This window comes from Ochrobactrum sp. XJ1 (assembly GCF_024701725.1).
In the GTDB taxonomy this organism is placed as follows: Bacteria; Pseudomonadota; Alphaproteobacteria; order Rhizobiales; family Rhizobiaceae; genus Brucella; species Brucella anthropi.
On record NZ_VDGD01000003.1, the window covers coordinates 106,122 to 132,529 of the forward strand.

Genomic DNA, 26,408 nt, shown 5'->3' on the forward strand with positions numbered 1-26,408 from the left:
TGCACAAAATTACCTATAAGGGAGTCTTGTCTCAGTAATCCCGTTCTGGCTTACAAAATATTGTGCCGTTTTGACGCGCCGCCGTGTTTTATCGGGTGAATCCATGAAATTGACGTTCTTTTGGCAGATTTCATGAGGTGAGGCACGAGCAATTCCGCTTTTGCTTGTAATTTGGCTCCACAAGCGTTATGTGGGGAAAATCCAATAAAGTTCGAGAAATGAAAGGGACCGCGCATGGCCCGCGTCACTGTTGAGGACTGCGTAGATAAGGTCGAGAACCGTTTTGAACTGGTTCTGCTGGCTGGTCACCGTGCTCGCCAAATTTCCCAGGGTGCACAGATCACCATCGACCGCGACAACGACAAGAATCCTGTTGTTGCGCTGCGCGAAATCGCTGATGAAACCCTGTCGCCAGATGATCTGAAGGAAGATCTCATCCACTCTCTGCAGAAGCATGTGGAAGTCGACGAGCCAGAAGCCGCTGCGCCTGCACAGATTGCTTCTTCTTCGGAAGAAGTTGCAGAAGGCATTGCAGACGCTGCCGAGGAAGATGTGGTTGCTTTCGACCGTATGTCGGAAGAAGAGCTGCTCGCCGGTATCGAAGGCCTCGTCGCACCAGAGAAGAACGACGACTTCTAATCGTCGTTCGAATTATTTCTCTTTAGTGCATGCGTCGCGACTTTCCAGTCGCGGCGCATGTTTTTATGCGCCGACGGTTTACACACTGACTGGTCGAGAAGTTTCTGAATGCTTGTTGCCGGTTAGAATGACCAGATGACGAGCGATTTCTGCCGGAAATTAATATTGTCGGCAGAAAATTAAGCCTAAACGTCGAGAACTATTCGATTTTCGGCGATTTTGGGTCACAATGCCCGGTATGTGTGCAGGTACAAGTACCGGTTTCGAAAGGGAGTTCTCGTAGATGATGCGCCAATATGAGCTTGTGGAGCGTGTTCAGCGATACAAGCCTGACGTGAACGAGGCGCTTCTCAACAAGGCATATGTCTATGCCATGCAAAAGCATGGCAGTCAGAAACGTGCTTCCGGCGATCCCTATTTCTCCCATCCGCTCGAAGTCGCTGCGATCCTCACCGATATGCATCTGGATGAAGCGACGATTGCAATCGCGCTCCTGCACGACACGATCGAAGATACGACGGCCACTCGGCAGGAAATCGATCAGCTCTTCGGCCCTGAAATCGGCAAGCTCGTCGAGGGACTGACCAAGCTCAAAAAGCTCGACCTCGTTTCGAAAAAAGCAGTGCAGGCGGAAAACCTTCGCAAGCTGCTTTTGGCGATTTCAGAAGATGTCCGCGTGCTTCTGGTGAAGCTTGCGGATCGTCTGCACAATATGCGCACGCTGGGCGTGATGCGGGAAGACAAGCGCCTGCGTATTGCCGAGGAAACGATGGATATCTATGCGCCACTCGCTGGCCGCATGGGTATGCAGGATATGCGGGAAGAGCTCGAAGAGTTGGCCTTCCGCTATATTAATCCGGATGCATGGCGCGCCGTGACGGATCGCCTGGCCGAGCTTCTGGAAAAGAACCGCGGCCTGCTGCAGAAGATCGAAAAGGACCTGTCCGAGATTTTCGAGAAGCATGGCATCAAGGCCAGTGTGAAGAGCCGCCAAAAGAAAGCGTGGTCGGTTTTCCGCAAGATGGAAACCAAGGGTCTCTCATTCGAGCAGCTTTCCGACATTTTTGGTTTCCGCGTGATGGTCGACACCACGCAGGATTGCTATCGGGCGCTCGGTCTCATTCATACGACGTGGTCGATGGTTCCGGGCCGGTTCAAGGATTATATCTCAACGCCTAAACAGAACGATTACCGGTCGATCCACACCACCATCATCGGTCCGTCGCGCCAGCGTATCGAGCTGCAGATTCGCACACGCGAAATGGATGAGATTGCGGAGTTTGGTGTCGCAGCCCACTCGATCTACAAGGATCGTGGCAGCGCCAATAATCCGCACAAAATGTCGACCGAGACCAATGCTTATGCATGGCTGCGCCAGACAATCGAGCAGCTTTCAGAAGGCGATAATCCGGAAGAGTTCCTTGAACACACTAAGCTAGAGCTCTTTCAGGATCAGGTCTTCTGCTTCACGCCCAAGGGCCGCCTCATTGCTCTGCCGCGTGGTGCGACGCCGATCGATTTCGCCTATGCCGTTCACACCGATATCGGTGACAGCTGCGTCGGTGCGAAGGTCAACGGGCGCATCATGCCGTTGATGACCGAACTGAAGAACGGCGATGAGGTCGATATCATCCGTTCCAAGGCGCAGGTTCCCCCTGCGGCATGGGAGTCGCTTGTTGCAACCGGTAAGGCGCGCGCAGCCATTCGCCGCGCGACCCGCTCGGCTGTTCGCAAGCAATATTCCGGGCTTGGCATGCGCATTCTGGAACGCGCATTCGAACGTGCCGGTAAGCCGTTCAGCAAGGATATTCTGAAGCCAGGACTTCCGCGTTTGGCACGCAAGGATGTAGAGGATGTGTTGGCCGCAGTCGGACGCGGAGAGCTGCCGTCCACCGATGTGGTCAAGGCGGTCTATCCTGACTATCAGGACACACGCGTCACATCGCAGAATAGTCCGGCGAAGACTGGCGAAAAGGGCTGGTTCAACATCCAGAACGCCGCCGGCATGATCTTCAAGGTGCCTGAGGGCAGTGAGGATGCAGCGAAGACCGATGCAGATGCCGTGGCGAAGCCCGGGAAAAAGGCGCTGCCGATTCGCGGCACCAATTCGGACCTGCCTGTGCGCTTTGCCCCGGAGGGGGCCGTTCCCGGAGATCGCATCGTCGGTATCCTGCAGCCCGGCGCCGGTATAACGATTTATCCGATCCAGTCACCTGCGTTGACAGCCTATGACGATCAGCCGGAACGTTGGATCGACGTGCGCTGGGACATCGATGATCAGATGAGCGAGCGTTTCCCGGCTCGCGTCAGCGTATCGGCCATCAATTCGCCCGGCTCTCTGGCGGAGATCGCGCAGATCGTGGCTGCCAACGACGCGAATATTCACAATCTCTCCATGGTGCGCACCGCACCGGATTTCACCGAGATGATTATCGATGTCGAGGTTTGGGACCTCAAGCATCTCAACCGTATCATTTCCCAATTGAAAGAAAGCGCGAGCGTCAGCGGCGCGAAACGCGTGAACGGATAGGACTAAGATGAACACCGAAGATGTGCTTGCCGTCTTCCGCGAAGCGGGAGCGATCCTTGAAGGCCACTTTATTCTTACGTCAGGCCTGCGCAGTCCTGTTTTCCTTCAGAAGGCGCGTGTTTTCATGCATGCCGACAAGACGGAAAAGCTATGCAAAGCGCTTGCAGAGAAAATCCAGGCGGCAGATCTTGGACCTATCGATTATGTGGTTGGTCCAGCAATTGGTGGCTTGATTCCCTCCTACGAAACTTCACGCCATCTGCGTGTTCCGTCGGTCTGGGTAGAGCGCGAGAACGGTGTGTTCCGCCTGCGTCGTTTCGATGTGCCGAAGGGCGCGCGAGTCGTTATCGTGGAAGATATCGTCACGACCGGACTTTCCATCCGCGAAACGATCGACTGCATGAAGGACCTCGGCATTGAAGTTGTGGCTGCGGCCTGCATCGTGGACCGCTCGGCGGGCAAGGCGGATGTTGGCACGAAGCTGATTGCTCTCGCCGAATATGAAGTTCCGGCCTATCCTGCGGATAAATTGCCGCCGGAGCTTGCTGCAATTCCGGCTGTGAAGCCCGGTAGCCGCAACATTTAAACAAGCACACCGACGGCTTTTGAAACGCTGCGGGGGACGATACACCCCTGCGGCGAAATTCCGCTTTGCGGGACGCGTTCTAGTTACCTATTTAAGGGGTAACTGCAAAAACGTTCTTCCAGCTTCCACAAACAGGGTTCCATCGTGAGTGTAACGCCTATCAGATTCGACCCCAGATCGCTTTACCGTGCGCCATGTGGGGTATGCGTGGATTGCGATGTCCGACGAACGGCGGTTTGTGCGGCACTTGACGACGGCGATCTCGGAGCTCTCGAAGCAATCATGACGTCCAAGCGTCTCGATGCCAATGAGCAGTTGGTGGAAGAGGGGGAGCCGAAGCGCCGTGTCTTCAGCCTGACCTCCGGCATGCTGCGAATCTACACATCGCTTCCGGATGGACGTCGGCAGATTGCAGGTTTCCTGTTCCCTGGCGACTATCTCGGTCTGGCTGACGACGAGACGTACTCTCAGTCTGCTGAAGCGGTCGTACCGTCGGTTTTGTGCGCCTTCTCCACCAGAGAGATGGATGATCTGATGGAGCGTTTCCCGAAATTGAAGGAGCGTCTGCACCAGATGACGCGGGCAGCTCTTCGCACGGCGCGTGACAATCAGCTGGTTCTCGGGCGCCTTGCACCGGTGGAAAAGCTTGCGAGCTTTCTTCTGGTGCTGTCCGCGCGGGCTGAAAAGCGCGGCGAGAAGCCGAACCCGGTGCATCTCTCGATGAACCGTACCGATATTGCCGATTATCTCGGCCTGACCATTGAAACTGTCAGCCGGAGCTTCACAAAGCTGAAGACTCAGGGGCTGATCCAGTTGCTTGACGCCAATACGGTTGAGATCCTGTCCCGCCGGTCTTTGGCGGCCGTTGCCGGAATGGACCCGGAAAACCTCTGAATTTAAGCTGCCATCCCTAAAAGCCGGGTGTATTTCCGTTGATTCAAATCAATGCAGCACCCGGCAGAACAGCCTATTCCTGATCATAGAGATTGATGCGATCCGTTTCAGGATTGCACGTTCAAAATGGGGAAAACAGGTGCTGTTGTGGCTGGGAATTGCAATATCGGCTGTCATGCATGCGGGCTTCCTTGCCGCATCATGCCGTCTTGCCCCGCGGAATGTCGCCCCGGTTCTGGTGTGCGCATATCCGGCAGGGCCTCGCCGGAGCGCCCGACGCTTAAGGTGGACGCGCTATGCATGAAGAAGCGATAAGACGCTACGCCGCGTTGGCGGTTCCCAGATACACGTCCTTTCCGACAGCTGCTGATTTCATGCCTGTGGGGGTCGATACGACTCATCGTTGGTTGCGCCAGATCGGGCCGGAAGAAAGCGTCTCCCTTTACATCCATGTGCCTTATTGCCGGCAGCTCTGCCATTATTGCGGTTGTCATGCCAAGATGGCGGTCCGCAACGACGTGGTCGAAAACTTCTGCACTTCTTTGCTCAGCGAAATCGAAACTGTCAGCAAGAGCCTGACAGCACGGCCCAGTGTCGTCCATCTTCATTGGGGCGGTGGTACGCCCTCAATTTTGAACCCGCGTCAGTTTACGAGCATTCTGGCCGCTCTGCGCGTTGCGTTCGATTTTGCGCCTGAGATGGAACACGCCATCGAGCTTGACCCGCGCACGGTTACCCCGCAGCTGGTGCAAACGCTTGCGCTCATGGGAGTCAACCGCGCCAGCCTCGGCGTACAGGATGTCGATGCCGAGGTTCAGAAAGCCATCGGTCGCATTCAGCCGATAGAAACGGTTGCTAAGGCTGCAACTCTGCTGCGGGAAGTCGGCATTGATCGCCTCAACTTCGATCTCATCTACGGCCTGCCGTTGCAGACCGTCGAGACATTGCGTGAGACTTGTGAAAAGGTTGCGGTGCTCAAGCCTGACCGTGTTGCCTGCTATGGCTATGCGCATCTTCCGCAGCGGCGCGCCAATCAGCGCCTGATCGATGCAAGCCTTCTGCCCGATGCTGACGAGCGCTTCGCTCAGGCACGTGTGGTGGCGGACAGCTTCATCGGTTTCGGCTACGAGCCGGTGGGGATCGATCACTACGCATTGCCGGATGACAATCTGGCGGTCGCTGCGCGCAATGGAACGCTGCACCGGAATTTCCAGGGCTATACGGATGATCGCTGCCAGACATTGATCGGTCTCGGACCGTCATCGATTTCGCAATTCCCCGGTGGCTATGCCCAGAATATCTCGGACGTGAAGCAATATTCCAAGCGGGTTGAAGCGGGCGACCTTGCAACGGTTCGCGGTTATGCCATGCGCGAAAGTGACCGTATCCGTGCCGGAATCATCACAGCCCTGATGTGCAATTTCCGGGTCGATCTGAATACAACGGCGCCGGGCGTGGAGTTTTCCGACGAGCTGGCCCTGTTGCGACCTCTGGTGGCTGACGGGCTTGTGGAAGTCCGCGGCGGTGTCATCAGCGCAACTAGCGACGGCAAGCCGCTGATCCGTCTGGTGGCGGCTGCTTTCGATGAATTTCGCAGGGAGACGATGCACGGCTTCAGTTTCGCCGTCTGAACTTGCGTTGGAACAAAGAGATAGAGCGGAAGATGCTCTATCAAGAGAATGCTGCTGCACCGGGCCGTCAAAAGGTCAGTAGCATGGGAGCACCGCCGTTGGGGGACGTGCGGTGCTCCACTATTTTGAGCACAGCCCGAGGAGCGTGAATTGCTTCTCGGGCTGTGCGTTTTCATATGGGTCAGGCCTTGCGGTTCTTTTCCAGCTTGGGCAGGAAAATCGTCAGCAAGCCGAGCAGCGGCAGATACGAGCAGATGGTGTAAACATACTCGATGCCCTTGTGATCGGCCACGATACCGAGGACGGCGGCTGCGATACCGGCCATGCCGAAAGCAAAGCCGAAGAACAGGCCCGACACCATGCCGACGCGTCCTGGCAGCAATTCCTGTGCGAACACCACGATTGCCGGGAAGGCCGAGGCGAGGATCAGGCCGATGATAACCGTCAGGATCGCCGTCATTTCCAGGTTCGCATAGGGCAGGGCCAGCGTGAACGGCAGGACGCCGAGGATCGATGCCCAGATCACCTTGCGCGCACCGATCTTGTCGCCGATCGGGCCACCTATGATCGTTCCCGCAGCTACCGCACCGAGGAACAGGAACAGAAGCAGCTGCGATGCCTGCACCGTCACGCCGAAATGGCTAATGGTGTAGAAGGTGTAGTAGCTCGTCAGGCTGGCCATGTAGATGTACTTGGTGAAGACCAGCATTGCCAGAACGCCAACGGACACCAGAACCTTGTTGCGTGGAAGCGGAAGGGTCTTGTCGGGCTTCGCCTTGCTGGCATTGGCAATCCGGTAGCGATTATACCAGTTGCTGACATACCAGAGCAGCATCATGCCGATCAGTGCGGCGACGGAGAACCACGACACGCTGATCTGGCCGAAAGGCAGAACGATGAACGCTGCCAGAAGCGGGCCAATCGACGAGCCGAAATTGCCGCCCACCTGAAACAGGGATTGCGCGAAGCCATGACGCCCACCCGAGGCAAGACGCGCCACGCGAGCTGCTTCCGGATGGAAGACGGACGAGCCGAAACCGACAAAGGCCGCCCCCAGAAGCAAGATCGAATAGTGATGTGCCGTTGCCAGAAAGATCAGCCCGACAAGCGTACAGCCCATTCCGAAAGGCAGGGAATAAGGCATCGGCTTGCGGTCGGTATAGATGCCCACGAGTGGCTGCAGGATCGATGCCGTCATCTGGAAAGTGAATGTCAGGAGGCCGATCTGCCAGAATGACAGGCTGTAGTTATCCTTCAGCATCGGATAGATGGCAGGAAGGAGCGACTGCATCATGTCGTTCAGGAAATGGCCCATGCTTGTGGCCAGAATAATAGCGAGGACAGTATTATCCGCGCCGCTGTTTGATGGCTGCTGTGCAGCACTCATGCTCATACTACTTCTCCGAAGATGAAAGCCGGTCTTCAGAGCCTGTTCCGAAAGTCGCCCTGTGTGGCTGCAAATGGCAATTTGTCTGCGTTCCGGTGCTCATGTAGCTTTCTCTGGTGCATAGTCTTATCCGAAAAGTCTGCAACTTTTCGGGACCATGCTTAGAAGTACATTGCGCTCCGGTACTCGAAAATCACCATTTTCGCACACACATGACGCTTTTTGATCCAGGCTCTCAGGCAAATTTCCTGCAGATACCATCCGAAAACAGGAAACAAGACCCTCAAGAAAATTACGGGGTGTTGATGAGAAACCAGCGAAAATTCGCGAATTTGACGTCTGAACCGGTACTTGTCCGATTCAAACGTCAAATTCATTCCGCCAGCGAATGTCGCGACCCATTCTCAGCAAGCCATTAATAGGACTATTGCCTCTCGCCCGCTTTCGTGATTTGGTCCAATAGTTTCGAGAGTGGGCCAAACGCAGGGCAGAACTGCAATGAAACCAAAGTCTCCGCCGGGGCTTTTACTGCCGGGAAGCGAGGAGCTGCAGAAGTTCCACGAGCAGCGTATTGCCATGCTGGAGGGCATGAGCGGGCCAGTGATTGCCTTGCCGACACGCTATCCCGACGGCTATTTTGTGCCGCGCCACCGCCATAGCCGGGCACAACTTCTCTGCGCCTCACAAGGAGTGGTGCTGGTGACGACGGATGCTGGACGCTGGATGATTCCCAGTGACCACGCCATGTGGATACCGGCAGGTGTGGAGCACTCGGTTGAAATCCTCGGCGAAGTCTTTATGCGATCGATTTACATCTGCGTCGATGCCGTCTCGGGCGTACCGGATTATCTCCACGTGGTCGGGCTTACCGATCTCATGCGGTGCCTCATAACGGATGCAACGACGCAGGACAGCACGCCGGAACCGGATAGTCGCGATGCTCTGGTAATCGAACTGATCCTGCGGGACCTTCACACATTGCCGCAACGCTCGCTGGGCCTGCCTTTTCCATCGGATCCGCGCTTGCAGAAACTGTGTCGTGAATTCGTGAAAAAGCCTTCTTCGCGCGCCACAATTGATGACTGGGCGGACAGGATGGCGATGAGCCGGCGCTCGTTCACCCGGCATTTCCAACGGGAGACTGGCGTAAGCCTTTCAGTCTGGCGCCAGCAGGCCTGTCTTTTTGCGGCAGTTCCCCGCCTGGCAGAAGGGGAGGCGGTGACGAGCGTGGCACTGGATCTGGGTTATGACAGCGTTTCCGCTTTCACGACGATGTTCCGCAGGATGCTCGGTGTTTCGCCGCGGTTTTATTTGCCTCGACTGGACACTGTTCCGTTTGAGCGCAGCGACAACGCCGCAGTTTTGGCCGAATAATAACAATTGTCTCCGCGATGGGAGAGCATTAATAGAAGCGCATGCTGTTTCAACGCCGTAATCCTCCGACCAGAAAAGAGCGCTTAAGGCTTCTGGTCTGGCCGCGCCGCTCCTTCTCCCGTTCCTTCCGGTACGGTGGAAAGCGGATTCTGCGCATCACTGCCTCGCCTCATGCTGTCGCAGCCGGTCTGGCCGTGGGCGTGTTTTCGGCGTTCACGCCTTTCTTTGGCTTCCATCTCATCATCGCAATCGTGCTGGCCTATTTCCTTGCCGGAAATATTGCCGCCGCGGCACTTGGCACGACGCTTGCCAATCCGCTGACCCTGCCATTCATCTGGGGCAGCACATTCGAGCTGGGCCGCTTCATCATGAATGGAAGCATCGACGATGCTCCGCCAGTTCATCTCGGGCGGGCACTGGAAACCATGCATTTCGATGAAATCTGGACGCCGCTTTTGAAGCCGATGCTATTCGGCTCAACGATTCTGGGCGCAGCATTCGCTGTCGTGGTCTATTTCGTTACCCGGTTTGCCGTTTCGGCCTTCCGCCGTCGCCGTATCGAACGCCTTGCCGAAAAACATCGCCTGCACCGCGAACAGGAGCTTCAGAAAGTATGATCGTCGGTATAGGCAGCGATCTCATCGATATTCGTCGTGTCGAAAGCGCGCTGGAACGACACGGCGATCGCTTTCGCAACAGGGTTTTTACCGAGGTCGAGCAGAAAAAATCGGACGGGCGCAAGCAGCGTGCTGCATCTTATGCAAAGCGCTTTGCGGCGAAGGAAGCCTGTGCGAAGGCGCTTGGAACTGGCATAGCTCAGGGCGTTTTCTGGCGGGACATGGGCGTGGTCAATGCCCCTTCCGGAAAGCCCACCATGCATTTGACCGGTGGTGCCGCAAAGCAGCTGCAGAAACTCTTGCCCGCCGGAACACGCGCCGCCATACATCTGACAATTACCGATGATTTTCCTCTCGCGCAGGCGTTCGTGATCATCGAAGCCCTGCCTGAGTGTCTGAATCAAAATGCGTCAGGCCGCAGCGAGAATGGTGATTTTCGAGAACCGGAGCGCAGTGTACTTAAAGGTACATGAGCACCGGAAGCGCAGAAAAATGCCATTTGCAGCAAGGCATAGCGACTTTTGGATCAGGCACAGAGACGAAATAGTTGTGGTTGTGACAGGTAAACTCCTGCTCATAATCGTGCGATAAACCGGCGTTCTGCCGGTGGCCTGATTGCGTCATGCATTCATAGTCGTTATTAGATCGCGTTATCGGAAGCGGAGATACAATGAGCGTGTCCAGCAAGAGTGAGACAAAAAAATCCGGCGGCCTTGGCGAAACCATCAGCGTTATCGTGCAGGCGCTGCTGCTGGCACTGGTCATCCGCACCCTTCTTTTCCAGCCTTTCAGCATACCGTCGGGCTCCATGCGCCCCACGCTTCTCGAAGGCGATTATCTGTTCGTTTCGAAATATGCCTATGGCTATTCGCGCTATTCACTGCCGTTCGGACTGGATTTGTTTTCAGGTCGCATCTGGAGTGCCGAACCGAAGCGTGGTGACGTGGTGGTGTTCAAGCTGCCGAGCGATCCTTCCGTCGACTACATCAAGCGCGTGATCGGCCTGCCGGGTGATCGTGTGCAGATGCGCGGTGGTGTGCTCTATATCAATGATCAGGCGGTCAAGCGCGATCGCATCGGCACGATCAACAATCCCGATGTCACCGAACAGAACCGCCCCGTCGAAGTCTATCGTGAAACCTTGCCGGACGGCGTGACCTACGACACGCTTGATCTGTCGCCAAACTCCATCGGTGACGATACGCGTGTTTTCGAGGTTCCGGCCGGTCATTACTTCATGATGGGCGACAATCGTGACAACTCGCTCGATAGCCGTTTCGGCGTTGGCTATGTTCCGTTTGAGAATCTTGTCGGGCGCGCAAACATCATCTTCTTCTCCATTGCCGACAAGGCGAGCCCGCTGGAAATCTGGAAATGGCCGACTGATGTTCGCTTTGGCCGACTGTTCAGTTCAGTCAATGCCGCGCCGCATACAGCTGTAACCGGAAACTGAAATGGCTTCGGCAAATCAGGCAGCAGCAATCCTGGAGGAGCGCACCGGACACCGTTTTCTCAATTTGAAACGGCTGGATCGTGCGCTCACCCACTCAAGTGTGCAGGCGCCATCGCGCGCAAATTATGAACGTCTCGAATTTCTCGGTGACCGCGTTCTGGGACTGACCGTCGCGGAAATGCTGTTCGATGAGTTTCCGGACGCATCCGAAGGTGAACTGTCGGTTCGCCTCAATGCGCTGGTGAACGCAGAAACCTGTGCGGCGATTGCCGATGAGATCGGTCTCGCTAACCTCATCCATACCGGTTCCGATATCAAGTCGCTGAATGACAAGCGTCTTTTGAATGTCCGCGCCGATGTTGTCGAAGCACTGATCGCCACGATCTATCTCGATGGCGGACTGGAGGCCGTGCGGCCTTTCGTCAAGCGCTACTGGGAGAAGCGGTCTCTGCAAACGGGCGCTGCCCGCCGTGACGCCAAGACGGAACTGCAGGAATGGGCACACCAGCAGGGCAACGTCCATCCTTCATACGCCATCATAAGCCGCACCGGTCCGGACCATGATCCGCTGTTCGCGGTGGAGGTTACGGTCAAGGGCTTTGCCACGGAAACGGGTGAGGGGCGTTCGAAAAGAATAGCCGAACAGAATGCGGCGGAAGCGATGCTTTATCGCGAAGGCGTCTGGAAGCGTGACGATTCCGCTTGATGCAAGAGTTGGCGTTTTTTAAGTCGAGATCGGTTATAATCAGTCAATTACGATGTGTCGCTTTCGTCGGCGGTTTTGTCGTATCCGGAATGCCGTACGCAGGGGACGGCGGCGTTCTGCAAGGAAATATCGTCTGGAAGGATAAAAAATGAACAATCGGACGACGCCGGCTGACGGCGAAAACGAGGCAGGCCAGACCCGGTCCGGCTTCGTGGCGTTGATCGGGGCGCCGAATGTGGGGAAATCCACGCTGGTCAACCAGCTTGTGGGAACGAAGGTTTCTATCGTCACGCACAAGGTGCAGACGACACGCGCTCTTGTGCGCGGCATATTCATTGAAGATCAGGCGCAGATCGTCCTGGTGGACACACCTGGTATTTTCCGGCCGAAGCGCAGGCTCGACCGTGCCATGGTCACCACGGCCTGGGGCGGTGCGAAGGATGCCGACATCATTCTCGTTCTTCTCGATTCGCAAGGCGGTTTGAACGAGAACGCCGAAGCGCTGCTTTCGAGCATGAAGGACGTGCGCCAGAAGAAAGTTCTAGTGCTCAACAAGGTTGATCGTGTCGATCCGCCGGTTTTGCTGGACCTTGCCCGCAAGGCCAACGAGCTGGTCGCGTTCGACCAGACCTTCATGATCTCGGCGCTGAACGGATCGGGCTGCAAGGATCTTGCGAAATATCTCGCAGAGAACGTGCCGAACGGTCCTTGGTATTATCCGGAAGATCAGATTTCCGACATGCCGATGCGGCAGCTTGCAGCCGAAATCACGCGCGAAAAGCTCTATCTGCGCCTGCATGAAGAACTGCCTTACTCGTCGACGGTGGAAACCGAACGCTGGGAAGAGCGCAAGGATGGATCAGTCCGCATCGAGCAGGTGATCTATGTCGAGCGCGAAAGCCAGAAGAAGATCGTGCTTGGCCACAAGGGTGAGACGATCAAGGCAATCGGGCAATCCGCGCGCAAGGAAATCTCCGAGATATTGGAACAGACGGTTCATCTCTTCCTTTTCGTGAAAGTGCGTGAGAACTGGGGCAACGACCCGGAACGCTATCGTGAAATGGGTCTTGATTTTCCAACCTAAATTATAAGACTGGCGGCCATGGAATGGCGCGATGAAGGCATAATTCTCGGGACACGACGCCATGGCGAGACAAGCGCCATCGTGGAAGTGATGACCCGTGAGCATGGCCGCCATATGGGTATGGTGCGCGGCGGGCGTTCCCGCCGCATGCAGCCTTTGCTACAGCCGGGCAATCATGTGGACGTGACATGGTGGGCGCGGCTGGACGAGCATATGGGCAGTTTTACCATCGAACCGCTGGAATTTGCCGCCGCCCGCCTCATCGAAACGCCAGTGGCGTTATACGGTATCCAACTGGCGGCTTCCCATTTGCGTCTCCTGCCGGAACGCGATCCGCATCGCGGCCTCTATGAGACATTGCGGCTCATCATCGAACATTTTGACGATCCGTTGGCCTCTGGCGAACTGGTGCTGCGTTTCGAAGTGATGATGCTTGAAGAGCTGGGCTTCGGCCTTGATCTCAAGAAATGCGCGGCAACAGGCGTCAAGGAAGACCTGATCTATGTGTCGCCGAAATCCGGGCGCGCGGTCTGCCGTGATGCCGGGGCGCCTTGGGCCGACAAGCTTCTGCTGCTGCCCGGCTTCGTCAACAATACTGCTGTTCGCGCGTCGTCCTATGACGACATCGATCATGCGTTCACGATGACAGGCTATTTTCTGATGCGGCATGTCTGGGAGCCGCGTGCTGTAACACCGCCTGATGCACGCGGCGGGTTTTTGAATGCTCTCGGGCGAGCGATCAATGTCTCGCAGGCAAGCTGAAAACCTCACCTTCGAAGGCATCCGCTCCGCGTCCGATTGCGCGTATGGCCGCAGTCATTCGTCCGTTTCGCCCCAGAACTTCGTCTGCGAGCGATATGAGCCGGATATTCGGCGTCGCAGATGGTGACAGGCTGCGAACAAGCGCGGCAAGCTCGCTTTCATCCAGCGCCGGGTTTAAAGCCGAAGCGATGATATAAGCCGCGGCCGTAGAACGAGAAATGCCAGCATAACAATGGATGAGCAAAGGCGCATCCATGGACCAGCTCTTCGCGAAGTTCAGAAGTCCCCGCACATGGGTTTCATCGGGGGCGACCAACCCCTCGCGCAATTCGATAATATCGTTGAATGTCAGCGACAGACGGACGGCATCGTAGCCATCAGGCAGAGCCGCCGGGGCCTCGCTTCCAAGCGTCACGACATGGCTGGGCTGGTGCGATGCGAGTTGTGTTGCCAGTTGCGACAAGGGCGTCACGACGATCCGGCTCATCGGGGGTGTCGCGCCTTGTCCAATGCCGCAAATCGCGCCAGGAAATCTATCTGCACGTCTTGTGTGGGGCGCGGTGCGATATCCAGCCCTGCGGGGTCGAAGCCACGCGGGCGCCCGAAATATTTAACGGCCTCGGTCTCGGTGAAACCGGCAAGTCGCGTGGCTTCAAAGAAAGCGGCAACCTGATCCGCGCGCTTGATCAGCGTCTTGAGCTGCGCAGGCACAGTTACCGGCAGCGAGAAGCGCAGGTGAATTGCGTTTTCCAGCCGCGTTTCGATTATCTTGTAATTGCCACCCATCACCGCCTTGAAGGGCGAGATCATGTCACCGATCACATATTCCGGTGCGTCGTGCAGGAGTGACAATAGCTGCCATTCAATGCTGGCATCGGGCACCAGCCGGGTGAATATCTGATCCACGAGCAGCGAATGCTGTGCGACCGAAAAAGCATGTTCACCAACAGTCTGACCGTTCCAGCGTGCAACACGGGCAAGGCCGTGAGCAATATCTTCGATTTCAATATCGAGCGGCGAGGGGTCAAGCAGGTCGAGACGGCGTCCCGACAACATGCGTTGCCAGGCACGTGTCTTGCCGGAAGATCGGTCGGCGCTTGCCATCAGGCGTTACCCGCTTCAGCTTCCGGAAACCCGAACCGCACGTGAGGCGGCAAGGTGAGTGTTATGGGCGTTTCGCCAGCCAGAATCGGACTACCCGCATCTATCGCATCCTTGGCGCGATCGATGCGCACAAGCGCGATGCCGATAGTGTCAGCGGAGCTTCCTGTCGTGCCGATCTCGCGCCCATCAACGGTAATAGGCGTACCCATCGGAGGCAGATTTCCATCGGAGTGTGCCACCAGAACGCGCCGCCGAGCCGTACCGCGATGCTGCATGCGCGACACGACTTCCTGCCCGATGAAACAGCCTTTCGGGAAGGAAACGCCGCCGGTCTGGTCGAAATTGACGTCATGCGGGAATACGTCATTATAAGCGAAATCCGTTTCGCCTTCCGCTATGCCATACTCTGCGCGCAGCTTTGTCCATGCGCTTTCATCGGTCGTGCCATCGGCCGGACCGTAAATCCGGTGTACGTTCAGCTCGGTCGGAAAGCGGCTGTCCCGCTTGATTGAACCATTCTGTGAAGGATGTGATTCAGTTTGCCAGGAAACACTGACAAGCGATTCTGGTAGTTGCGTTATTTCGGCTTTCGCACGCAGCCTGTAGAGGGTGATACGTTTGATGAAATCGGCGGCAATGCTTACCGGGAGATCGAAACGCAAGCCGCCATCAATGCGTGAAACGAGAAAATCGAACAGGATTTTCCCTTGCGGAGCGAGCAATGCTCCCGGTTTCAGGTTGTCCGGTCCAAGCTTGTCGAGGTCGGTGGTAATCACAGCCTGCAGAAATTTTTCCGCCTCTTCGCCAGTGATATGAACCAAAGCCCTGTTTGAAAGATTTACCACTTCAACTGCCGTCGTCATCGCTTCGTCCTTGCCTTTCGCGCCTTCGTTACGTAAGCCCCAATGGAAAGGCTCGCAAGTCCTATCAATCTGGCAGGAGACAACTATGGCCGAAACATTCGATACGATTTTGAAGGGTGCAACCATCGTCAATCACGACGGTATAGGCCAACGCGACGTCGGTATTCGCAATGGTCGCATCGCTGCCATAGGCTCTCTTTCCACACATACGGCAGGTGAGGTGATCGACTGCACCGGCCTGCATATTCTGCCCGGCGTGGTGGATAGCCAGGTCCATTTCCGCGAACCTGGCCTTAAACACAAGGAAGATCTCGAAACCGGTTCACTCGCAGCCGTGCTGGGTGGGGTGACCTCCGTGTTCGAGATGCCGAACACCAAGCCGCTCACCACTTCCGCCGAGACGCTGGAAGACAAGATTCGTCGTGGCCGCCATCGCATGCATTGCGATTTCGCTTTCTGGGTCGGTGGTACGCGCGACAATGCAAACGACGTTGCTGAACTGGAGCGCTTGCCGGGCGCTGCCGGGATCAAGGTTTTCATGGGATCGTCCACCGGCGATCTGCTTGTTGAAGACGATGATGGCGTTCGTTCGATCCTGAAGAATACGCGCCGTCGCGCGGCCTTCCACTCTGAAGACGAGTTCCGGTTGAAAAAACGCGAAGGCCTGCGCGTGCAGGGTGACCCGTCGAGCCATCCGGTCTGGCGCGATGAAGTTGCAGCACTTCAATGCACCGAACGGCTTGTGCGCATCGCACGCGATACCGGCGCCCGCATTCACGTACTGCATATCTCCACAGCCGAAGAAATCGACTTCCTGAAAGATCACAAGGATGTCGCGACGTGCGAAGCAACGCCGCATCATCTCACCTTGTCGGCAGACGATTACAAGACGCTCGGCAATCTCATCCAGATGAACCCGCCTGTCCGTGACAAGCGTCACCGCGATGGCGTATGGAAGGGCATCGATCAGGGTATTGTCGATGTGCTCGGTTCTGACCACGCTCCGCATACACTCGAAGAAAAGCAGAAGCCTTATCCGGCTTCCCCGTCCGGCATGACAGGCGTGCAGACACTGGTGCCGATCATGCTTGATCACATCAATGCGGGCAGGCTCACGCTGGAGCGCTTCGTCGATCTTTCCAGCCATGGCCCGAACCGTATTTTCGGTATGGCGCGCAAGGGTCGTATTGCAGTCGGCTACGATGCCGACCTGACCATCGTGGACATGAAGCGCCGCGAAACGATCACGCATGAGCAGGCCGGTTCGAAAGCCGGCTGGACACCCTATCATGGCAAGACTGTTACCGGATGGCCGATTGGCACTTTCGTGCGCGGCATAAAGGTGATGTGGGAAGCGGAGATCGTCAACGCCAACAAGGGCGAGCCGGTGGAATTCCTCGAGGCATTGCCGCATCGCTGAAGGTCGTCTCATGTTCGTTGTCAACCTGACCTACATCAAGCCTCTTGAGGAGATCGGGAGGCATCTCGAAGCGCATCGGGAATTTCTGGACCGGCAATATGCGGATGGCGTTTTCCTGGCTTCCGGGCCGAAAAACCCACGAGACGGCGGCGTGATCCTCGCAAGCGGTAAAGTCAGCAAGAGCGAGCTGGACGCGATACTGAGGCTTGATCCTTTCAGGCAACACGGACTGGCAACTTATGACGTCGTCGAGTTTACGCCAGCAAAGTATGCGCCTCCTCTTGGTGATCTTCTTTAAGGTAAGGAGCTGGCAACGTATTGGCGTAATCTGTCCGCTCTTTGTCCGTCAGGTGGCTTTTGATCCAAGTTGCAAGGCGTATTCTCTCCCTATAGTCTTTTTATAAGGAGAACAAAAATGTCCGCTCAAGATACTGCTTTGCTGGTTATCGACGCTCAGGAGTCATTCCGCCACCGGCCTTACTACCGGGACGAAGAGGTTGGCGCCTATATTGAACGCCAGCAGGCGCTGATCGATGGCGCCAGGCGTGCCGGTATTCCGGTGGTGCAGATTTTCCATGTCGAGAATGAAGGCCCATTCTCGGAAGCATCGGGTCTGGTAAAGGCGATTTCGCCCCTGTCGATTGAACCCGACGCGGTTTTCCGCAAGCGTCGCCACAGCGCGCTGGTGGGAAGCGGGCTTGATGTGTGGCTGGTTGCCAATGGTATCCGTCGCGTGCTGATTTCCGGTATCCGCACAGAGCAATGCTGCGAGACGACAACACGGCAGGCATCGGATTTTGGATATCACGTCGATTTCGTCAGTGAAGCGACATTGACCTTTCCCATGACTGACGCAAGCGGCCATGAGTGGAGCGCTGCGGACATCAAGGCTCGCACCGAGCTTGTTCTTGTCAATCGCTTTGCTCGTATCGTAACTGTGGAACAGGCGCTCGCCACGTCCGGAGAACGGAAGGCAGCATGAGTGACCAAGCGGACATTGTCCGGGTAGTTCCGGTTTATGTCGTAATCCCGCCGCGTGTGCTTCTGCTCGACGTGGCGGGACCGCTGGAGGTTTTGCGCAAGGCAAATCTTGAACAGCATAAGTTACGGTTCGACGTTTGTTATATCGGGCCAGCATCGACCGTGCTTAGTTCCATCGGTCTGCCAGTGGCGGGGGTGGAGCCTTTGCCAGAAGCCTTGCCAGATGACGCACTGGTCATTGTTTCGGGTGCTGCCGATATTCCGCTTGGAAACGCGGAGATCCACCGATCCGCTGATGCGGCACTGGAAAATGAAATCGTTCTATGGCTTCGCCGGGCAGTTCGCCCCGGTGTGCGGCTGGTGACGATCTGTTCCGGTGCGCTGCTCGCAGCGCGCGCGGGATTACTCGACGGCTATTCCTGCACCACGCACCATCTAACGCTTGGTGAACTCGAACGGCTGGCGCCTGCTGCACGCGTGCATGAGAACAGGCTGTTCGTTGAAGACGGCGAGCGGCTGACGAGCGCGGGCATCACCGCAGGCATCGATCTGATGCTGCACATCGTTGCAGGGCTGACCGATCACGCCACGGCGCTGGCGGTTGCGCGTTATCTGGTCGTTTATCTGCGGCGCAGTGGCAGTGATCCGCAACTATCGCCCTGGCTTGATGGGCGAAACCATATGAATCCGGTTGTGCATCGCGCACAGGATGCCATCGCGCACGATCCGGCGGCGGAATGGTCGGTGGAACGACTGGCGGATATTGGTGGTGCGAGTCCGCGCAACTTCTCGCGTCTGTTCAATGAATATGCCGGAATGACGGTGACCGACTATGTCAATCGTCTCAAGATCAGCCTTGCGCGCGAGATGCTTTTGAATTCCGAGCTCGATATCGAGAATGTAGCGGCGCAAGCGGGTTTTGCTTCCGCACGGCAGTTTCGCCGGGTCTGGCAACGCATCTACAACGAGCCGCCGAGCCGGGTACGTTTCGGGGTCTGACTATTCACCCGCAGTGAAAAAGCGCCAGCTACCGTCCGGCCCGATACCGATACTGTAGAAGATATAGCCGCCTGCTTTCTTCATATCCTCGAAATCACCGGCGGTGACGATTTCGAAAAGCTCCACGATCTGCGGCGGCGTCAGTCTGTCGAGGGGCATGGCGTAGAAATAGGGCCAGACATAAACCTCGTCGTCCTTGCCTGCATTCAGATGCACATAGCCGGTATCCAGTAGATCGACGATGATTGCCAGAACTTCACGGCCTGCTTCGTCGCCCGACAGCGATTTGAGGAAATCGATAACGTCTTCCTCATGATCCTCAAGCGAGAGCTGGGTGGCCTTGTCCTCGACGCCGAGGAGCGGTCGCAATTGCTCAATGTCGCCGGAGCGGGCAGCTTCCAGCATGCGCTCACGCGTCAGCCTCACAGGCTCGGGCAGCTTGTCGAAATCGCGGTGGATTTCCGGCATGGGCTTGGAGGATGCAGCCGGGGCAGGTGCGTTGTCTGGCGACACTCTTGGCACCGCGCGAGGAAGCGCGCCAGGCAGGGGAATAGGGGAAGAGCTGTCGCTTTCATCCGTCACTGCACGGCCGCCGGGGCGTTGCAGGAAGTCCGACTGGTCCGCCAGCGCGAGGTCAAAAGAGCTTGCCGCGGCTGCGGGCAAGGCAATGCCACAGGCAAGGAATAACCCGGCCAATAAAGCTCGGAGCGAGGCGAAGTTCCTGATCGGGAATGACATTTGGCGCAAGGAGAGGGACGCCGGGAGGGAACTGCTACGCCGGTCTGGTCCCGCGACCGGCGCTCTATCGATGCTATTGAAGAATGCGCTGCGGCAGGAAGGTTCCCGCTACAATCTGTTCGCGCATTTTCTCAATCAGCTCCAGCGCACAATCGTCGCCCGCTTCACGGATCAGTTCAGTGAGCGCGGTCGTAAAGGCTGCTTCGGCAAGGATTTCCGGTTCGATACCTTCAGAGATACCGTCTGCCCAGGCCTCGTTGTGATATTCGATTGCGACGAGTTTCTTCTCGCGCGCAATCATTTCGTCCAGATCGGCCGGTGCATGTTCCATAGACTTCATCCTGGCTTTCGCCTTTCTGTTGCACTGTCGGTGTCTCACCGTTTCGCGGGAGCTCAACCATCTGGCAACGTGACTGCCTGCTTAAGACAGTGTTAACAGATTATCACGGATTTGAACGAACTAATCCTGTCAATCCGCACAAGAGTGAATGATTGGTTAATTTCCATAGCGCGAGATGATCTCGTTCGACAAGTCCTCGCCTTCCTTCATGTAGCGATCAATCGCCGCAAGCGCCGAAGGGGTGCAACGGGTATAATTGTCGCTGAACACGCGATACCCGTGGTTGAAGCTCGAAATGAGCCGCACCCGTTCGGCTTCGGAAGGCTTTTCCGCCGTCACAATCGCATCCATCCGATCTCGCCATTCGCTGCCAGCTTCGCCACACAGATTGCGCAGATAGTGAAGCGAGCCGAGAATTTCGGCGAGCCGCAACATCTTCCCTTCATAGGGCGCGTCCTGAGCGGAAGCCGGACATGCCGCCCCGACCCATAAAGCGATCGAGAAGCAGATAGCCGGTCGAAAAAACGGAATGCTTTTCAATCGAAAACCTCTCACCTGAAAATGAGCTATTGCTATAAATCGGGGCCTCTTCAAGGCAGATCGCTAAACAGGATTAATATCCAAGCGCTCGTCTTCATTTTCCGCCACCGTGCGCGCGACATCGAGGGTACTGTCCGTCACCTTTGCGGACGCCATTTCTTCTATCGTCAGCCAGTGAATGGATGCGGCGTCGTCTCCGGCAATTTCCTGCCCCGAAACTTCGATGGCCCGGAACACAGACAGATAATAGCTCTTGTCATATGCCTTCCCCTCAAGCGCCAGATCTACAGTAATGACGTGAGATAGCGCCCTTGCATCAAGCGCCGTTTCTTCCTTGAGTTCGCGGATCGCGGCTTTTTCGGGTGTTTCGCCCGGTTCGATACTTCCTCCCGGAAAAGCAAGCCAGCCTTTCCACGGCTCCTTCCCGCGCTCGACCAGAAGGAAGCGCCCTTCGCGTCTGCAGATCAGCGAAACACCATGAATCTTCAGAGGTATCGGAACTACGGGAACTGTTTTCATCATGCTAGAGCTACACCGTTGGTAATGGAAAAGCACCCCTTGACCGGCGCAGAAAAACGCTAAACATGGCTACCATGTGTGGACGTTTTTCATTGACTGCAAGCCGGGAGGAGCTGGAAGCCTTCGCGGCCGCATTGATCGCAGAGGATTTTCCTCCACGATACAACATTGCGCCAACGCAACCCATATTGACTATTCTGGGCGGGGAAACGCCGCCGCCGGGCAGCAACAGGCCGGATCGCGTCGGCTTGCTGGTGCGATGGGGTTTTGTCCCGTCATGGGTCAAAGACCCGAACGACTGGCCGCTCATGTTCAACATCCGCTCCGAGACGGCTGCAGAGAAGAATTCGTTCCGCGCGGCGCTGAACCATCGGCGCGCCCTGATTCCGGCATCGGGTTTCTATGAATGGCGCCGTGAGGGCAAGAACAAGGCTCAAGCCTACTGGGTGCGCCCGCGCAAGGGCGGAATTGTCGCTTTTGGCGGCTTGATCGAGACATGGAGCAGTGCGGACGGATCGCAGATCGATACCGGAGGCATATTGACGACGAGTGCCAACGGCCTGTTGCGGCCGATCCATGAACGGATGCCTGTTGTTGTGCAGCCGGAAGGTTTTGCCCGCTGGCTGGACTGCAAACGTTTTCTGCCGCGCGAAGTGGCGGATATCATGCGTCCGGCTCAGGATGATTTTTTTGAAGCAATTCCGGTGTCGGACAAGGTCAACAAGGTGGCCAACACGACGCCCGATTTGCAGGAGCGTGTAGAGGAACAGGTTCCTTCGGAGCATGCAAAGCCGAAGCGAAAGAACAAGCCCGAATCCGATGACGGAAATGGCGGGCAGCTTTCGATGTTCTGACCGTGACCGCCAGTCTTGCTGAACTGGCGCTATTTGTTACGCATCCACCGACTCTGATCGCCGAGCCTGCGCGGCTCGGCGCTGAACGACATCAGCTTCTTCAGCCTGTCTTCTTGACGGCGAGAATGGAACGCCGGCGATTGTCGTTACGACCGTCGCTGCTGCGCCGCGTTGCGTTCAGCAATGCTGCAACAAGCACGGCAGGCCCGATTTCGCGGTATTTATCAACCAGTCGGTCTTGGCGGGGTTGCAGTTCACTCTTAGACATTGGTCCTTCCTTTCGATAATGCCTGCTCACCATTTTGTGATTGATTGAGACCGAATGAAGGCTGTTTGGAGCCGGTTTTGCGGTTTTCCGGTTAACGCGGGAAAGGGGGATATGCAGGTTGCAAAAATACAACATGCTTGGTGATCTCACTAAACTATCAGCCGCTTAGCGAAAGTTCTTGACGGAAGCACTCCTGCTGAGGATAAGTGCAGCCATGAAAACGCCGACCACGATCATTTGTATTTGTGCGATTATTATTGGCTAGCAGTTTGCTGGCCCGGCCGTTTTCGTCTCCCTTTCATAAAAATTGGATGATAACGCCCCGGCCAGTCGGCTGCGGTCAGTTGCGCACTGATTTCACAGGTCTATTTGGGGAATATTTACAATGGCTTATGCGCCACAACTGCGTCTGTACAACACGCTGACCCGCATGAAGGAGGAGTTTTCTCCTCTCGATGCTGACAATGTGCGCATGTATGTCTGCGGACCGACGGTTTATGACTTCGCGCATATAGGCAATGCCCGTCCGGTGATCGTTTTCGACGTATTGTTCCGTCTGCTGCGTCATGTCTATGGCGCAGAACATGTCACCTATGCGCGTAACATTACCGACGTTGATGACAAGATTAACGCCCGTGCCGCGCGGGATTACCCTGATCTTGCCTTCAATGAAGCCATTCGTCGTGTGACGGAAAGCACCAATGCGCAGTTTCAGGCTGACGTGACGGCACTCGGCAATCTGCAGCCCAGTGTTCAGCCGCGTGCAACCGAGCATATGGACGAGATGCGCGCGATGATCGATCGTCTCGTGAAGCTCGGTGTGGCCTATGTGGCTGAGGACCATGTCCTCTTCTCGCCGTCCGCCATGAATGAACGGAAGGGGCCACGCTATGGTGCGCTCGCCCGCCGTTCGCTGGATGAGATGCTGGCTGGCGCCCGCGTTGACGTCGCGTCTTACAAACGGGACGAAATGGATTTCGTCTTGTGGAAACCGTCGAAAGAGGGCGAGCCGGGCTGGTCGTCTCCTGCGGGGATTGCGGTGCTGGGCCGGCCGGGTTGGCATATCGAGTGCTCGGCCATGTCGATGGCCAAGCTGCTTGAGCCGTTTGGTGGCGGATTGAAGTGCGATGATCCGCTGAAGAACCAGTTCGACATCCATGGCGGCGGCATCGATCTCGTCTTCCCGCATCACGAGAACGAAATTGCGCAGTCATGCTGCGCATTCGGCACTGAGCGGATGGCAAACATCTGGATGCATAACGGCTTCTTGCAGGTCGAAGGGCAGAAGATGTCGAAATCGCTCGGCAATTTCATCACCATTCGCGATGTGCTGAACGAAGGCCTGCCGCAACTGGGCGTATGGGATGACGTTGATGCGCGTGATCGCTGGATCGGTCTGGCGGCACGCCTGTCGATGCTACAGACGCATTATCGTGAGCCGATCAACTGGACGGCGCAGCGTCTGGCAGAATCCGCCGACGAACTGCATCGCTGGTATGGCTTGCTGCGCGACAGGAAGTTCACTGTACCGGAAACGCTGACTGCAGTTGGTGAAGTCGTTGAGGCCTTGTCTGACGATTTGAACAGCTGGACGGCGATCACCGCATTGCGCAAGGCTTTCAAAGCACGCGATATCACCGGATTAGGCGAGGGCATGGCGCTGCTGGGCTTGTTGGATCCGCATTTCGTTATGGCTGAAGATATTCCTGTCTTTGCAAAGGCGGAAGTGGATCGTGAAGCCATCGAAGCACGTATCGCGGAGCGTCTGCGCTTCATCAATGAGAAGAACTGGGCCGAGGCTGATCGCATTCGCGACGAACTGCTTCAGGAAGGTGTTCAGCTTAAGGATGGCAAGGACCCGGCAACGGGCGAACGCACAACCAGCTGGGATGTGGTAGGCTAACAAGCTTATGGAGCAGGGAGGATGATATGACGCTTGATAACAAACCGATCTATACCGGCGGATGCCAGTGCGGTGCGGTTCGCTTTCGCGTCGACGGCGCGATGGGCTCCGCATCGATCTGCCATTGCCGCATGTGCCAGAAAGCGTTCGGTAATTTCTATGCGCCGCTGGTTTCGGTGAGCGATGCGAAACTGGAATGGACGCGCAACGAGCCGAAGCGCTTTCGTTCGTCCAATCATGTACAGCGGGGCTTTTGTCCCGAATGCGGCACGCCGCTTACCTACGAAGCGCCCGACGGGATCGCGCTTGCCATAGGCGCTTTCGATGCGCCGGAGGAAATCGAGCCGACGGTTCAGTGGGGCATCGAAAAGCAGCTGCCCTATGTGCCGGAACTTGCAAATCTTCCCGGCTACACAACGGAACGCGATCCGGAGAGCATCGAATTTGTACGAACGATGATTTCCTACCAGCATCCCGATTACGACACTGAAAGCTGGCCGCAACAGCAAGGTTGACCGGACCGCAGACCCACCGACAGGCAGGCACAATGGCACGCGAACGCATCTATATCTACGACACCACTTTGCGGGATGGGCAGCAGACACCCGGCATTGATTTTTCCGTGGAGGACAAGAAGTCGATTGTCGCGCTGCTGGAAGAGCTCGGCGTCGATTATGTGGAGGGCGGTTATCCGGGAGCCAACCCGACTGATACGGCTTTCTTCAAGCGTCGCCAGACCGCTCGCGCCAAGTTCGTGGCCTTTGGCATGACGAAGCGTGCAGGCGTTTCGGCATCCAATGATCCCGGCCTTTCCAGTCTGCTTCAGGCCTCTGCCGATGCTGTTTGCTTCGTTGCCAAGAGCTGGGACTATCACGTCCGCTTGGCGCTGGGCTGTACCAATGAGGAAAATCTGGAGTCGATCACCGCTTCCGTCACTGCTGCCCGTATGGCAGGACGGGAAGCGCTGGTCGATTGCGAGCATTTCTTCGATGGATACAAGGCCAATCCCGAATATGCGCTTGCCTGTGCCAAGGCTGCCTATTCGGCAGGTGCGCGCTGGGTTGTGCTTTGCGATACGAATGGCGGCACGCAACCGTCGGAAATCGCTGAAATTGTTGCCGCCGTGACGGCTGTAGTTCCAGGCGAGAGCCTTGGCATCCACGCCCATAACGACACCGAGCAGGCGGTCGCCGTCTCGCTTGCAGCTATCGATGCGGGTGTTCGCCATGTGCAGGGGACCCTCAACGGGATAGGCGAGCGTTGCGGCAATGCCAATCTCGTTTCGCTGATCCCTACACTGGCGCTGAAACCCTATTGGGCAGACCGTTTTGAGCTGGGGATCAAGCCAGCTGCGCTGAAGGGGATCACGCGGATTTCGCGCGCCTTCGATGATATCCTGAATCGTCCGCCGACGGAGCAGGCGCCCTATACTGGCACTTCCGCATTTGCGACCAAGGCCGGAATTCATGCTTCCGCGCTGCTCAAGGAACCGCAGACCTATGAGCATGTGCCACCGGAATCCGTTGGCAACAGCCGGCGTGTCATGGTGTCGGATCAGGGTGGAAAGTCCAATTTCATCGCCGAACTGGAACGCCGGGGCATTCGCGTTGCGAAGGACGATGTGCGTCTCGATACGTTGATTGCCGTGGTCAAGGAGCGCGAAGCCGAAGGCTATGCCTATGAAGGCGCGGATGCGAGTTTCGAGCTGCTCGCGCGCAATATGCTGACGCCACAGCCGGAATTCTTCAAGGTCGAATCCTTCCGTTGCCTTGTCGAGCGGCGTTTCGATGCCAACGGCATGCTGAAGACCGTTTCCGAAGCCGTGGTCAAGGTGGAGGTCGATGGCGAGGTGCGCATGTCGGTCGCCGAAGGGCACGGTCCGGTCAACGCGCTCGATATTGCATTGCGCAAGGACCTCGGGCGTTTTCAGGCCGAAATCGAGGATCTTGAACTGGTGGACTTCAAGGTGCGTATCCTCAATGGCGGTACGGCGGCTATTACGCGCGTTCTGATAGAATCCGGAGATGCGACCGGTGCCCGCTGGCGCACGGTTGGCGTGTCGGACAATATCATCGACGCGTCCTTTCAGGCACTGATGGATTCGGTCAATTACAAGCTGATGAAGAACCGCGCGATGGCCGGACTGGCTGCTGCTGAGTAAACCTATCTGTTCACGGCGATTGATGCTTCGATCAGTTTAATTGAATGGATTTTAT

At 56.6% G+C, this 26,408-nt stretch carries 28 protein-coding genes and 1 pseudogene; 20 read left to right on the plus strand and 9 right to left on the minus strand.

Annotated elements, in window-relative coordinates; genetic code table 11:
- Positions 1-234: 234 nt before the first annotated feature.
- From rpoZ to hemN, 5 genes are all read left to right on the plus strand, one after another.
- Positions 235-639, plus strand: a complete 405-nt coding sequence (gene rpoZ, locus FG152_RS05975) for a DNA-directed RNA polymerase subunit omega (protein WP_010661630.1) — start codon at positions 235-237, stop codon at positions 637-639.
- Positions 640-922: 283 nt separating this feature from the next.
- Positions 923-3,169, plus strand: a complete 2,247-nt coding sequence (locus tag FG152_RS05980; protein WP_010661631.1) for a RelA/SpoT family protein — start codon at positions 923-925, stop codon at positions 3,167-3,169.
- A gap of 7 nt (positions 3,170-3,176) precedes the next feature.
- Positions 3,177-3,755: an orotate phosphoribosyltransferase gene (gene pyrE / locus FG152_RS05985; RefSeq protein WP_010661632.1), complete on the plus strand. Its 579-nt coding sequence runs from the start codon at positions 3,177-3,179 to the stop codon at positions 3,753-3,755.
- Positions 3,756-3,899: 144 nt separating this feature from the next.
- Positions 3,900-4,649, plus strand: a complete 750-nt coding sequence (locus FG152_RS05990; RefSeq protein ID WP_278375691.1) for a helix-turn-helix domain-containing protein — start codon at positions 3,900-3,902, stop codon at positions 4,647-4,649.
- A gap of 296 nt (positions 4,650-4,945) precedes the next feature.
- Positions 4,946-6,280 carry an oxygen-independent coproporphyrinogen III oxidase gene (gene hemN / locus FG152_RS05995; RefSeq protein WP_010661634.1) on the plus strand — a complete coding sequence of 445 codons (1,335 nt, stop codon included), beginning with the start codon at positions 4,946-4,948 and terminating at the stop codon, positions 6,278-6,280.
- Between the two features lie 181 nt (positions 6,281-6,461).
- On the opposite strand, the gene FG152_RS06000 is transcribed toward hemN, so the two are convergent.
- Entirely contained in the window at positions 6,462-7,673 is a 1,212-nt protein-coding gene (locus FG152_RS06000; RefSeq protein ID WP_010661635.1) for an MFS transporter, read from the minus strand.
- A 522-nt stretch (positions 7,674-8,195) separates the two neighbouring features.
- Here FG152_RS06000 and FG152_RS06005 point away from each other — a divergent pair.
- The 7 genes and pseudogenes from FG152_RS06005 to recO all read left to right on the plus strand — a co-directional run bounded on the left by FG152_RS06005 (position 8,196) and on the right by recO (position 13,663).
- Positions 8,196-9,041, plus strand: a complete 846-nt coding sequence (locus FG152_RS06005; RefSeq protein ID WP_029376309.1) for an AraC family transcriptional regulator — start codon at positions 8,196-8,198, stop codon at positions 9,039-9,041.
- A 41-nt stretch (positions 9,042-9,082) separates the two neighbouring features.
- Positions 9,083-9,658, plus strand: coding sequence for a type IV secretion system effector BspA (gene bspA / locus FG152_RS06010; protein ID WP_029925252.1), 576 nt, complete (start codon positions 9,083-9,085; stop codon positions 9,656-9,658).
- Positions 9,655-10,047, plus strand: a pseudogene (gene acpS, locus FG152_RS06015) (holo-ACP synthase); the annotation flags it as partial. The gene bspA and the pseudogene acpS, both read left to right, overlap by 4 nt.
- A 281-nt stretch (positions 10,048-10,328) precedes the next feature.
- Positions 10,329-11,111 carry a signal peptidase I gene (lepB, locus tag FG152_RS06020; protein ID WP_010661640.1) on the plus strand — a complete coding sequence of 261 codons (783 nt, stop codon included), beginning with the start codon at positions 10,329-10,331 and terminating at the stop codon, positions 11,109-11,111.
- Position 11,112: 1 nt separating this feature from the next.
- Complete coding sequence (gene rnc, locus FG152_RS06025) at positions 11,113-11,817, plus strand: ribonuclease III (protein WP_010661641.1); 705 nt, start codon at positions 11,113-11,115, stop codon at positions 11,815-11,817.
- A 148-nt stretch (positions 11,818-11,965) separates the two neighbouring features.
- Complete coding sequence (era, locus tag FG152_RS06030) at positions 11,966-12,901, plus strand: GTPase Era (RefSeq protein ID WP_498985496.1); 936 nt, start codon at positions 11,966-11,968, stop codon at positions 12,899-12,901.
- Between the two features lie 18 nt (positions 12,902-12,919).
- Positions 12,920-13,663 carry a DNA repair protein RecO gene (gene recO / locus FG152_RS06035; RefSeq protein ID WP_010661643.1) on the plus strand — a complete coding sequence of 248 codons (744 nt, stop codon included), beginning with the start codon at positions 12,920-12,922 and terminating at the stop codon, positions 13,661-13,663.
- Here recO and FG152_RS06040 read toward each other — a convergent pair.
- The 3 genes from FG152_RS06040 to ygfZ are packed head-to-tail and all read right to left on the minus strand — an operon-like array spanning position 13,641 to position 15,630.
- Positions 13,641-14,150: a tyrosine phosphatase family protein gene (locus FG152_RS06040; RefSeq protein ID WP_010661644.1), complete on the minus strand. Its 510-nt coding sequence runs from the start codon at positions 14,148-14,150 to the stop codon at positions 13,641-13,643. The genes recO and FG152_RS06040 overlap by 23 nt on opposite strands.
- Positions 14,147-14,767 carry a YfbR-like 5'-deoxynucleotidase gene (locus FG152_RS06045; RefSeq protein ID WP_010661645.1) on the minus strand — a complete coding sequence of 207 codons (621 nt, stop codon included), beginning with the start codon at positions 14,765-14,767 and terminating at the stop codon, positions 14,147-14,149. The genes FG152_RS06040 and FG152_RS06045 overlap by 4 nt, the downstream gene beginning before the upstream one ends.
- Entirely contained in the window at positions 14,767-15,630 is an 864-nt protein-coding gene (gene ygfZ / locus FG152_RS06050; protein WP_498985499.1) for a CAF17-like 4Fe-4S cluster assembly/insertion protein YgfZ, read from the minus strand. The genes FG152_RS06045 and ygfZ overlap by 1 nt, the downstream gene beginning before the upstream one ends.
- An 85-nt stretch (positions 15,631-15,715) precedes the next feature.
- On the opposite strand from ygfZ, the gene FG152_RS06055 reads away from it, so the two are divergent.
- The 4 genes from FG152_RS06055 (at position 15,716) to FG152_RS06070 (ending at position 19,030) form a co-directional block, all read left to right on the plus strand.
- Complete coding sequence (locus tag FG152_RS06055) at positions 15,716-17,050, plus strand: dihydroorotase (protein ID WP_498985500.1); 1,335 nt, start codon at positions 15,716-15,718, stop codon at positions 17,048-17,050.
- Positions 17,051-17,060: 10 nt separating this feature from the next.
- Positions 17,061-17,348, plus strand: a complete 288-nt coding sequence (locus tag FG152_RS06060; protein ID WP_036585790.1) for a YciI family protein — start codon at positions 17,061-17,063, stop codon at positions 17,346-17,348.
- A gap of 117 nt (positions 17,349-17,465) precedes the next feature.
- Positions 17,466-18,032, plus strand: a complete 567-nt coding sequence (locus tag FG152_RS06065; protein ID WP_010661649.1) for an isochorismatase family protein — start codon at positions 17,466-17,468, stop codon at positions 18,030-18,032.
- The gene (locus FG152_RS06070; RefSeq protein WP_036585787.1) at positions 18,029-19,030 is read left to right on the plus strand and encodes a GlxA family transcriptional regulator; all 1,002 of its coding nucleotides are present in this window, start codon (positions 18,029-18,031) and stop codon (positions 19,028-19,030) included. Before FG152_RS06065 ends, FG152_RS06070 begins: the two co-directional genes overlap by 4 nt.
- On the opposite strand, the gene FG152_RS06075 is transcribed toward FG152_RS06070, so the two are convergent.
- From FG152_RS06075 to FG152_RS06090, 4 genes are all read right to left on the minus strand, one after another.
- Positions 19,031-19,768, minus strand: coding sequence for a hypothetical protein (locus FG152_RS06075; RefSeq protein ID WP_029925242.1), 738 nt, complete (start codon positions 19,766-19,768; stop codon positions 19,031-19,033).
- Positions 19,769-19,841: 73 nt separating this feature from the next.
- Positions 19,842-20,108 carry a hypothetical protein gene (locus tag FG152_RS06080; protein WP_010661652.1) on the minus strand — a complete coding sequence of 89 codons (267 nt, stop codon included), beginning with the start codon at positions 20,106-20,108 and terminating at the stop codon, positions 19,842-19,844.
- A 156-nt stretch (positions 20,109-20,264) separates the two neighbouring features.
- On the minus strand, positions 20,265-20,639 hold the full coding sequence (locus tag FG152_RS06085) for a TIGR02301 family protein (RefSeq protein WP_373418758.1): 375 nt from the start codon (positions 20,637-20,639) through the stop codon (positions 20,265-20,267).
- 72 nt (positions 20,640-20,711) lie between these two features.
- Positions 20,712-21,167, minus strand: a complete 456-nt coding sequence (locus tag FG152_RS06090) for an NUDIX hydrolase (RefSeq protein WP_181834062.1) — start codon at positions 21,165-21,167, stop codon at positions 20,712-20,714.
- 74 nt (positions 21,168-21,241) lie between these two features.
- Between FG152_RS06090 and FG152_RS06095 the strand changes: the two genes are divergently transcribed.
- Positions 21,242-22,021 (plus strand): SOS response-associated peptidase, encoded by a 780-nt coding sequence (locus tag FG152_RS06095; protein WP_114048000.1) that lies wholly within the window; start codon positions 21,242-21,244, stop codon positions 22,019-22,021.
- A 100-nt stretch (positions 22,022-22,121) separates the two neighbouring features.
- On the opposite strand, the gene FG152_RS06100 is transcribed toward FG152_RS06095, so the two are convergent.
- The gene (locus FG152_RS06100; RefSeq protein ID WP_010661656.1) at positions 22,122-22,289 is read right to left on the minus strand and encodes a hypothetical protein; all 168 of its coding nucleotides are present in this window, start codon (positions 22,287-22,289) and stop codon (positions 22,122-22,124) included.
- 385 nt (positions 22,290-22,674) lie between these two features.
- On the opposite strand from FG152_RS06100, the gene cysS reads away from it, so the two are divergent.
- From cysS to cimA, 3 genes are read left to right on the plus strand one after another with little or no spacing between them, the layout of a single operon-like run.
- On the plus strand, positions 22,675-24,192 hold the full coding sequence (gene cysS / locus FG152_RS06105) for a cysteine--tRNA ligase (protein WP_010661657.1): 1,518 nt from the start codon (positions 22,675-22,677) through the stop codon (positions 24,190-24,192).
- Positions 24,193-24,218: 26 nt separating this feature from the next.
- Positions 24,219-24,707, plus strand: coding sequence for a GFA family protein (locus tag FG152_RS06110; protein ID WP_010661658.1), 489 nt, complete (start codon positions 24,219-24,221; stop codon positions 24,705-24,707).
- A gap of 32 nt (positions 24,708-24,739) precedes the next feature.
- A complete protein-coding gene (gene cimA, locus FG152_RS06115; RefSeq protein WP_043062611.1) occupies positions 24,740-26,353 on the plus strand; it encodes a citramalate synthase in 1,614 nt (537 codons plus the stop codon).
- Positions 26,354-26,408: the final 55 nt, after the last annotated feature.

Excerpts from the sequence above, each read along its gene's own strand:
- rpoZ (WP_010661630.1), top strand. The coding sequence starts at position 235 with ATGGCCCGCGTCACTGTTGAGGACTGCGTAGATAAGGTCGAGAACCGT.
- FG152_RS05980 (WP_010661631.1), top strand. The coding sequence starts at position 923 with ATGATGCGCCAATATGAGCTTGTGGAGCGTGTTCAGCGATACAAGCCT.
- pyrE (WP_010661632.1), top strand. The coding sequence starts at position 3,177 with ATGAACACCGAAGATGTGCTTGCCGTCTTCCGCGAAGCGGGAGCGATC.
- hemN (WP_010661634.1), top strand. The coding sequence starts at position 4,946 with ATGCATGAAGAAGCGATAAGACGCTACGCCGCGTTGGCGGTTCCCAGA.
- FG152_RS06000 (WP_010661635.1), bottom strand. The coding sequence starts at position 7,673 with ATGAGCATGAGTGCTGCACAGCAGCCATCAAACAGCGGCGCGGATAAT.
- bspA (WP_029925252.1), top strand. The coding sequence starts at position 9,083 with ATGCTGTTTCAACGCCGTAATCCTCCGACCAGAAAAGAGCGCTTAAGG.
- lepB (WP_010661640.1), top strand. The coding sequence starts at position 10,329 with ATGAGCGTGTCCAGCAAGAGTGAGACAAAAAAATCCGGCGGCCTTGGC.
- rnc (WP_010661641.1), top strand. The coding sequence starts at position 11,113 with ATGGCTTCGGCAAATCAGGCAGCAGCAATCCTGGAGGAGCGCACCGGA.
- era (WP_498985496.1), top strand. The coding sequence starts at position 11,966 with ATGAACAATCGGACGACGCCGGCTGACGGCGAAAACGAGGCAGGCCAG.
- recO (WP_010661643.1), top strand. The coding sequence starts at position 12,920 with ATGGAATGGCGCGATGAAGGCATAATTCTCGGGACACGACGCCATGGC.
- FG152_RS06040 (WP_010661644.1), bottom strand. The coding sequence starts at position 14,150 with ATGAGCCGGATCGTCGTGACGCCCTTGTCGCAACTGGCAACACAACTC.
- FG152_RS06045 (WP_010661645.1), bottom strand. The coding sequence starts at position 14,767 with ATGGCAAGCGCCGACCGATCTTCCGGCAAGACACGTGCCTGGCAACGC.
- ygfZ (WP_498985499.1), bottom strand. The coding sequence starts at position 15,630 with ATGACGACGGCAGTTGAAGTGGTAAATCTTTCAAACAGGGCTTTGGTT.
- FG152_RS06055 (WP_498985500.1), top strand. The coding sequence starts at position 15,716 with ATGGCCGAAACATTCGATACGATTTTGAAGGGTGCAACCATCGTCAAT.
- FG152_RS06060 (WP_036585790.1), top strand. The coding sequence starts at position 17,061 with ATGTTCGTTGTCAACCTGACCTACATCAAGCCTCTTGAGGAGATCGGG.
- FG152_RS06065 (WP_010661649.1), top strand. The coding sequence starts at position 17,466 with ATGTCCGCTCAAGATACTGCTTTGCTGGTTATCGACGCTCAGGAGTCA.
- FG152_RS06070 (WP_036585787.1), top strand. The coding sequence starts at position 18,029 with ATGAGTGACCAAGCGGACATTGTCCGGGTAGTTCCGGTTTATGTCGTA.
- FG152_RS06075 (WP_029925242.1), bottom strand. The coding sequence starts at position 19,768 with ATGTCATTCCCGATCAGGAACTTCGCCTCGCTCCGAGCTTTATTGGCC.
- FG152_RS06080 (WP_010661652.1), bottom strand. The coding sequence starts at position 20,108 with ATGAAGTCTATGGAACATGCACCGGCCGATCTGGACGAAATGATTGCG.
- FG152_RS06090 (WP_181834062.1), bottom strand. The coding sequence starts at position 21,167 with ATGAAAACAGTTCCCGTAGTTCCGATACCTCTGAAGATTCATGGTGTT.
- FG152_RS06095 (WP_114048000.1), top strand. The coding sequence starts at position 21,242 with ATGTGTGGACGTTTTTCATTGACTGCAAGCCGGGAGGAGCTGGAAGCC.
- FG152_RS06100 (WP_010661656.1), bottom strand. The coding sequence starts at position 22,289 with ATGTCTAAGAGTGAACTGCAACCCCGCCAAGACCGACTGGTTGATAAA.
- cysS (WP_010661657.1), top strand. The coding sequence starts at position 22,675 with ATGGCTTATGCGCCACAACTGCGTCTGTACAACACGCTGACCCGCATG.
- FG152_RS06110 (WP_010661658.1), top strand. The coding sequence starts at position 24,219 with ATGACGCTTGATAACAAACCGATCTATACCGGCGGATGCCAGTGCGGT.
- cimA (WP_043062611.1), top strand. The coding sequence starts at position 24,740 with ATGGCACGCGAACGCATCTATATCTACGACACCACTTTGCGGGATGGG.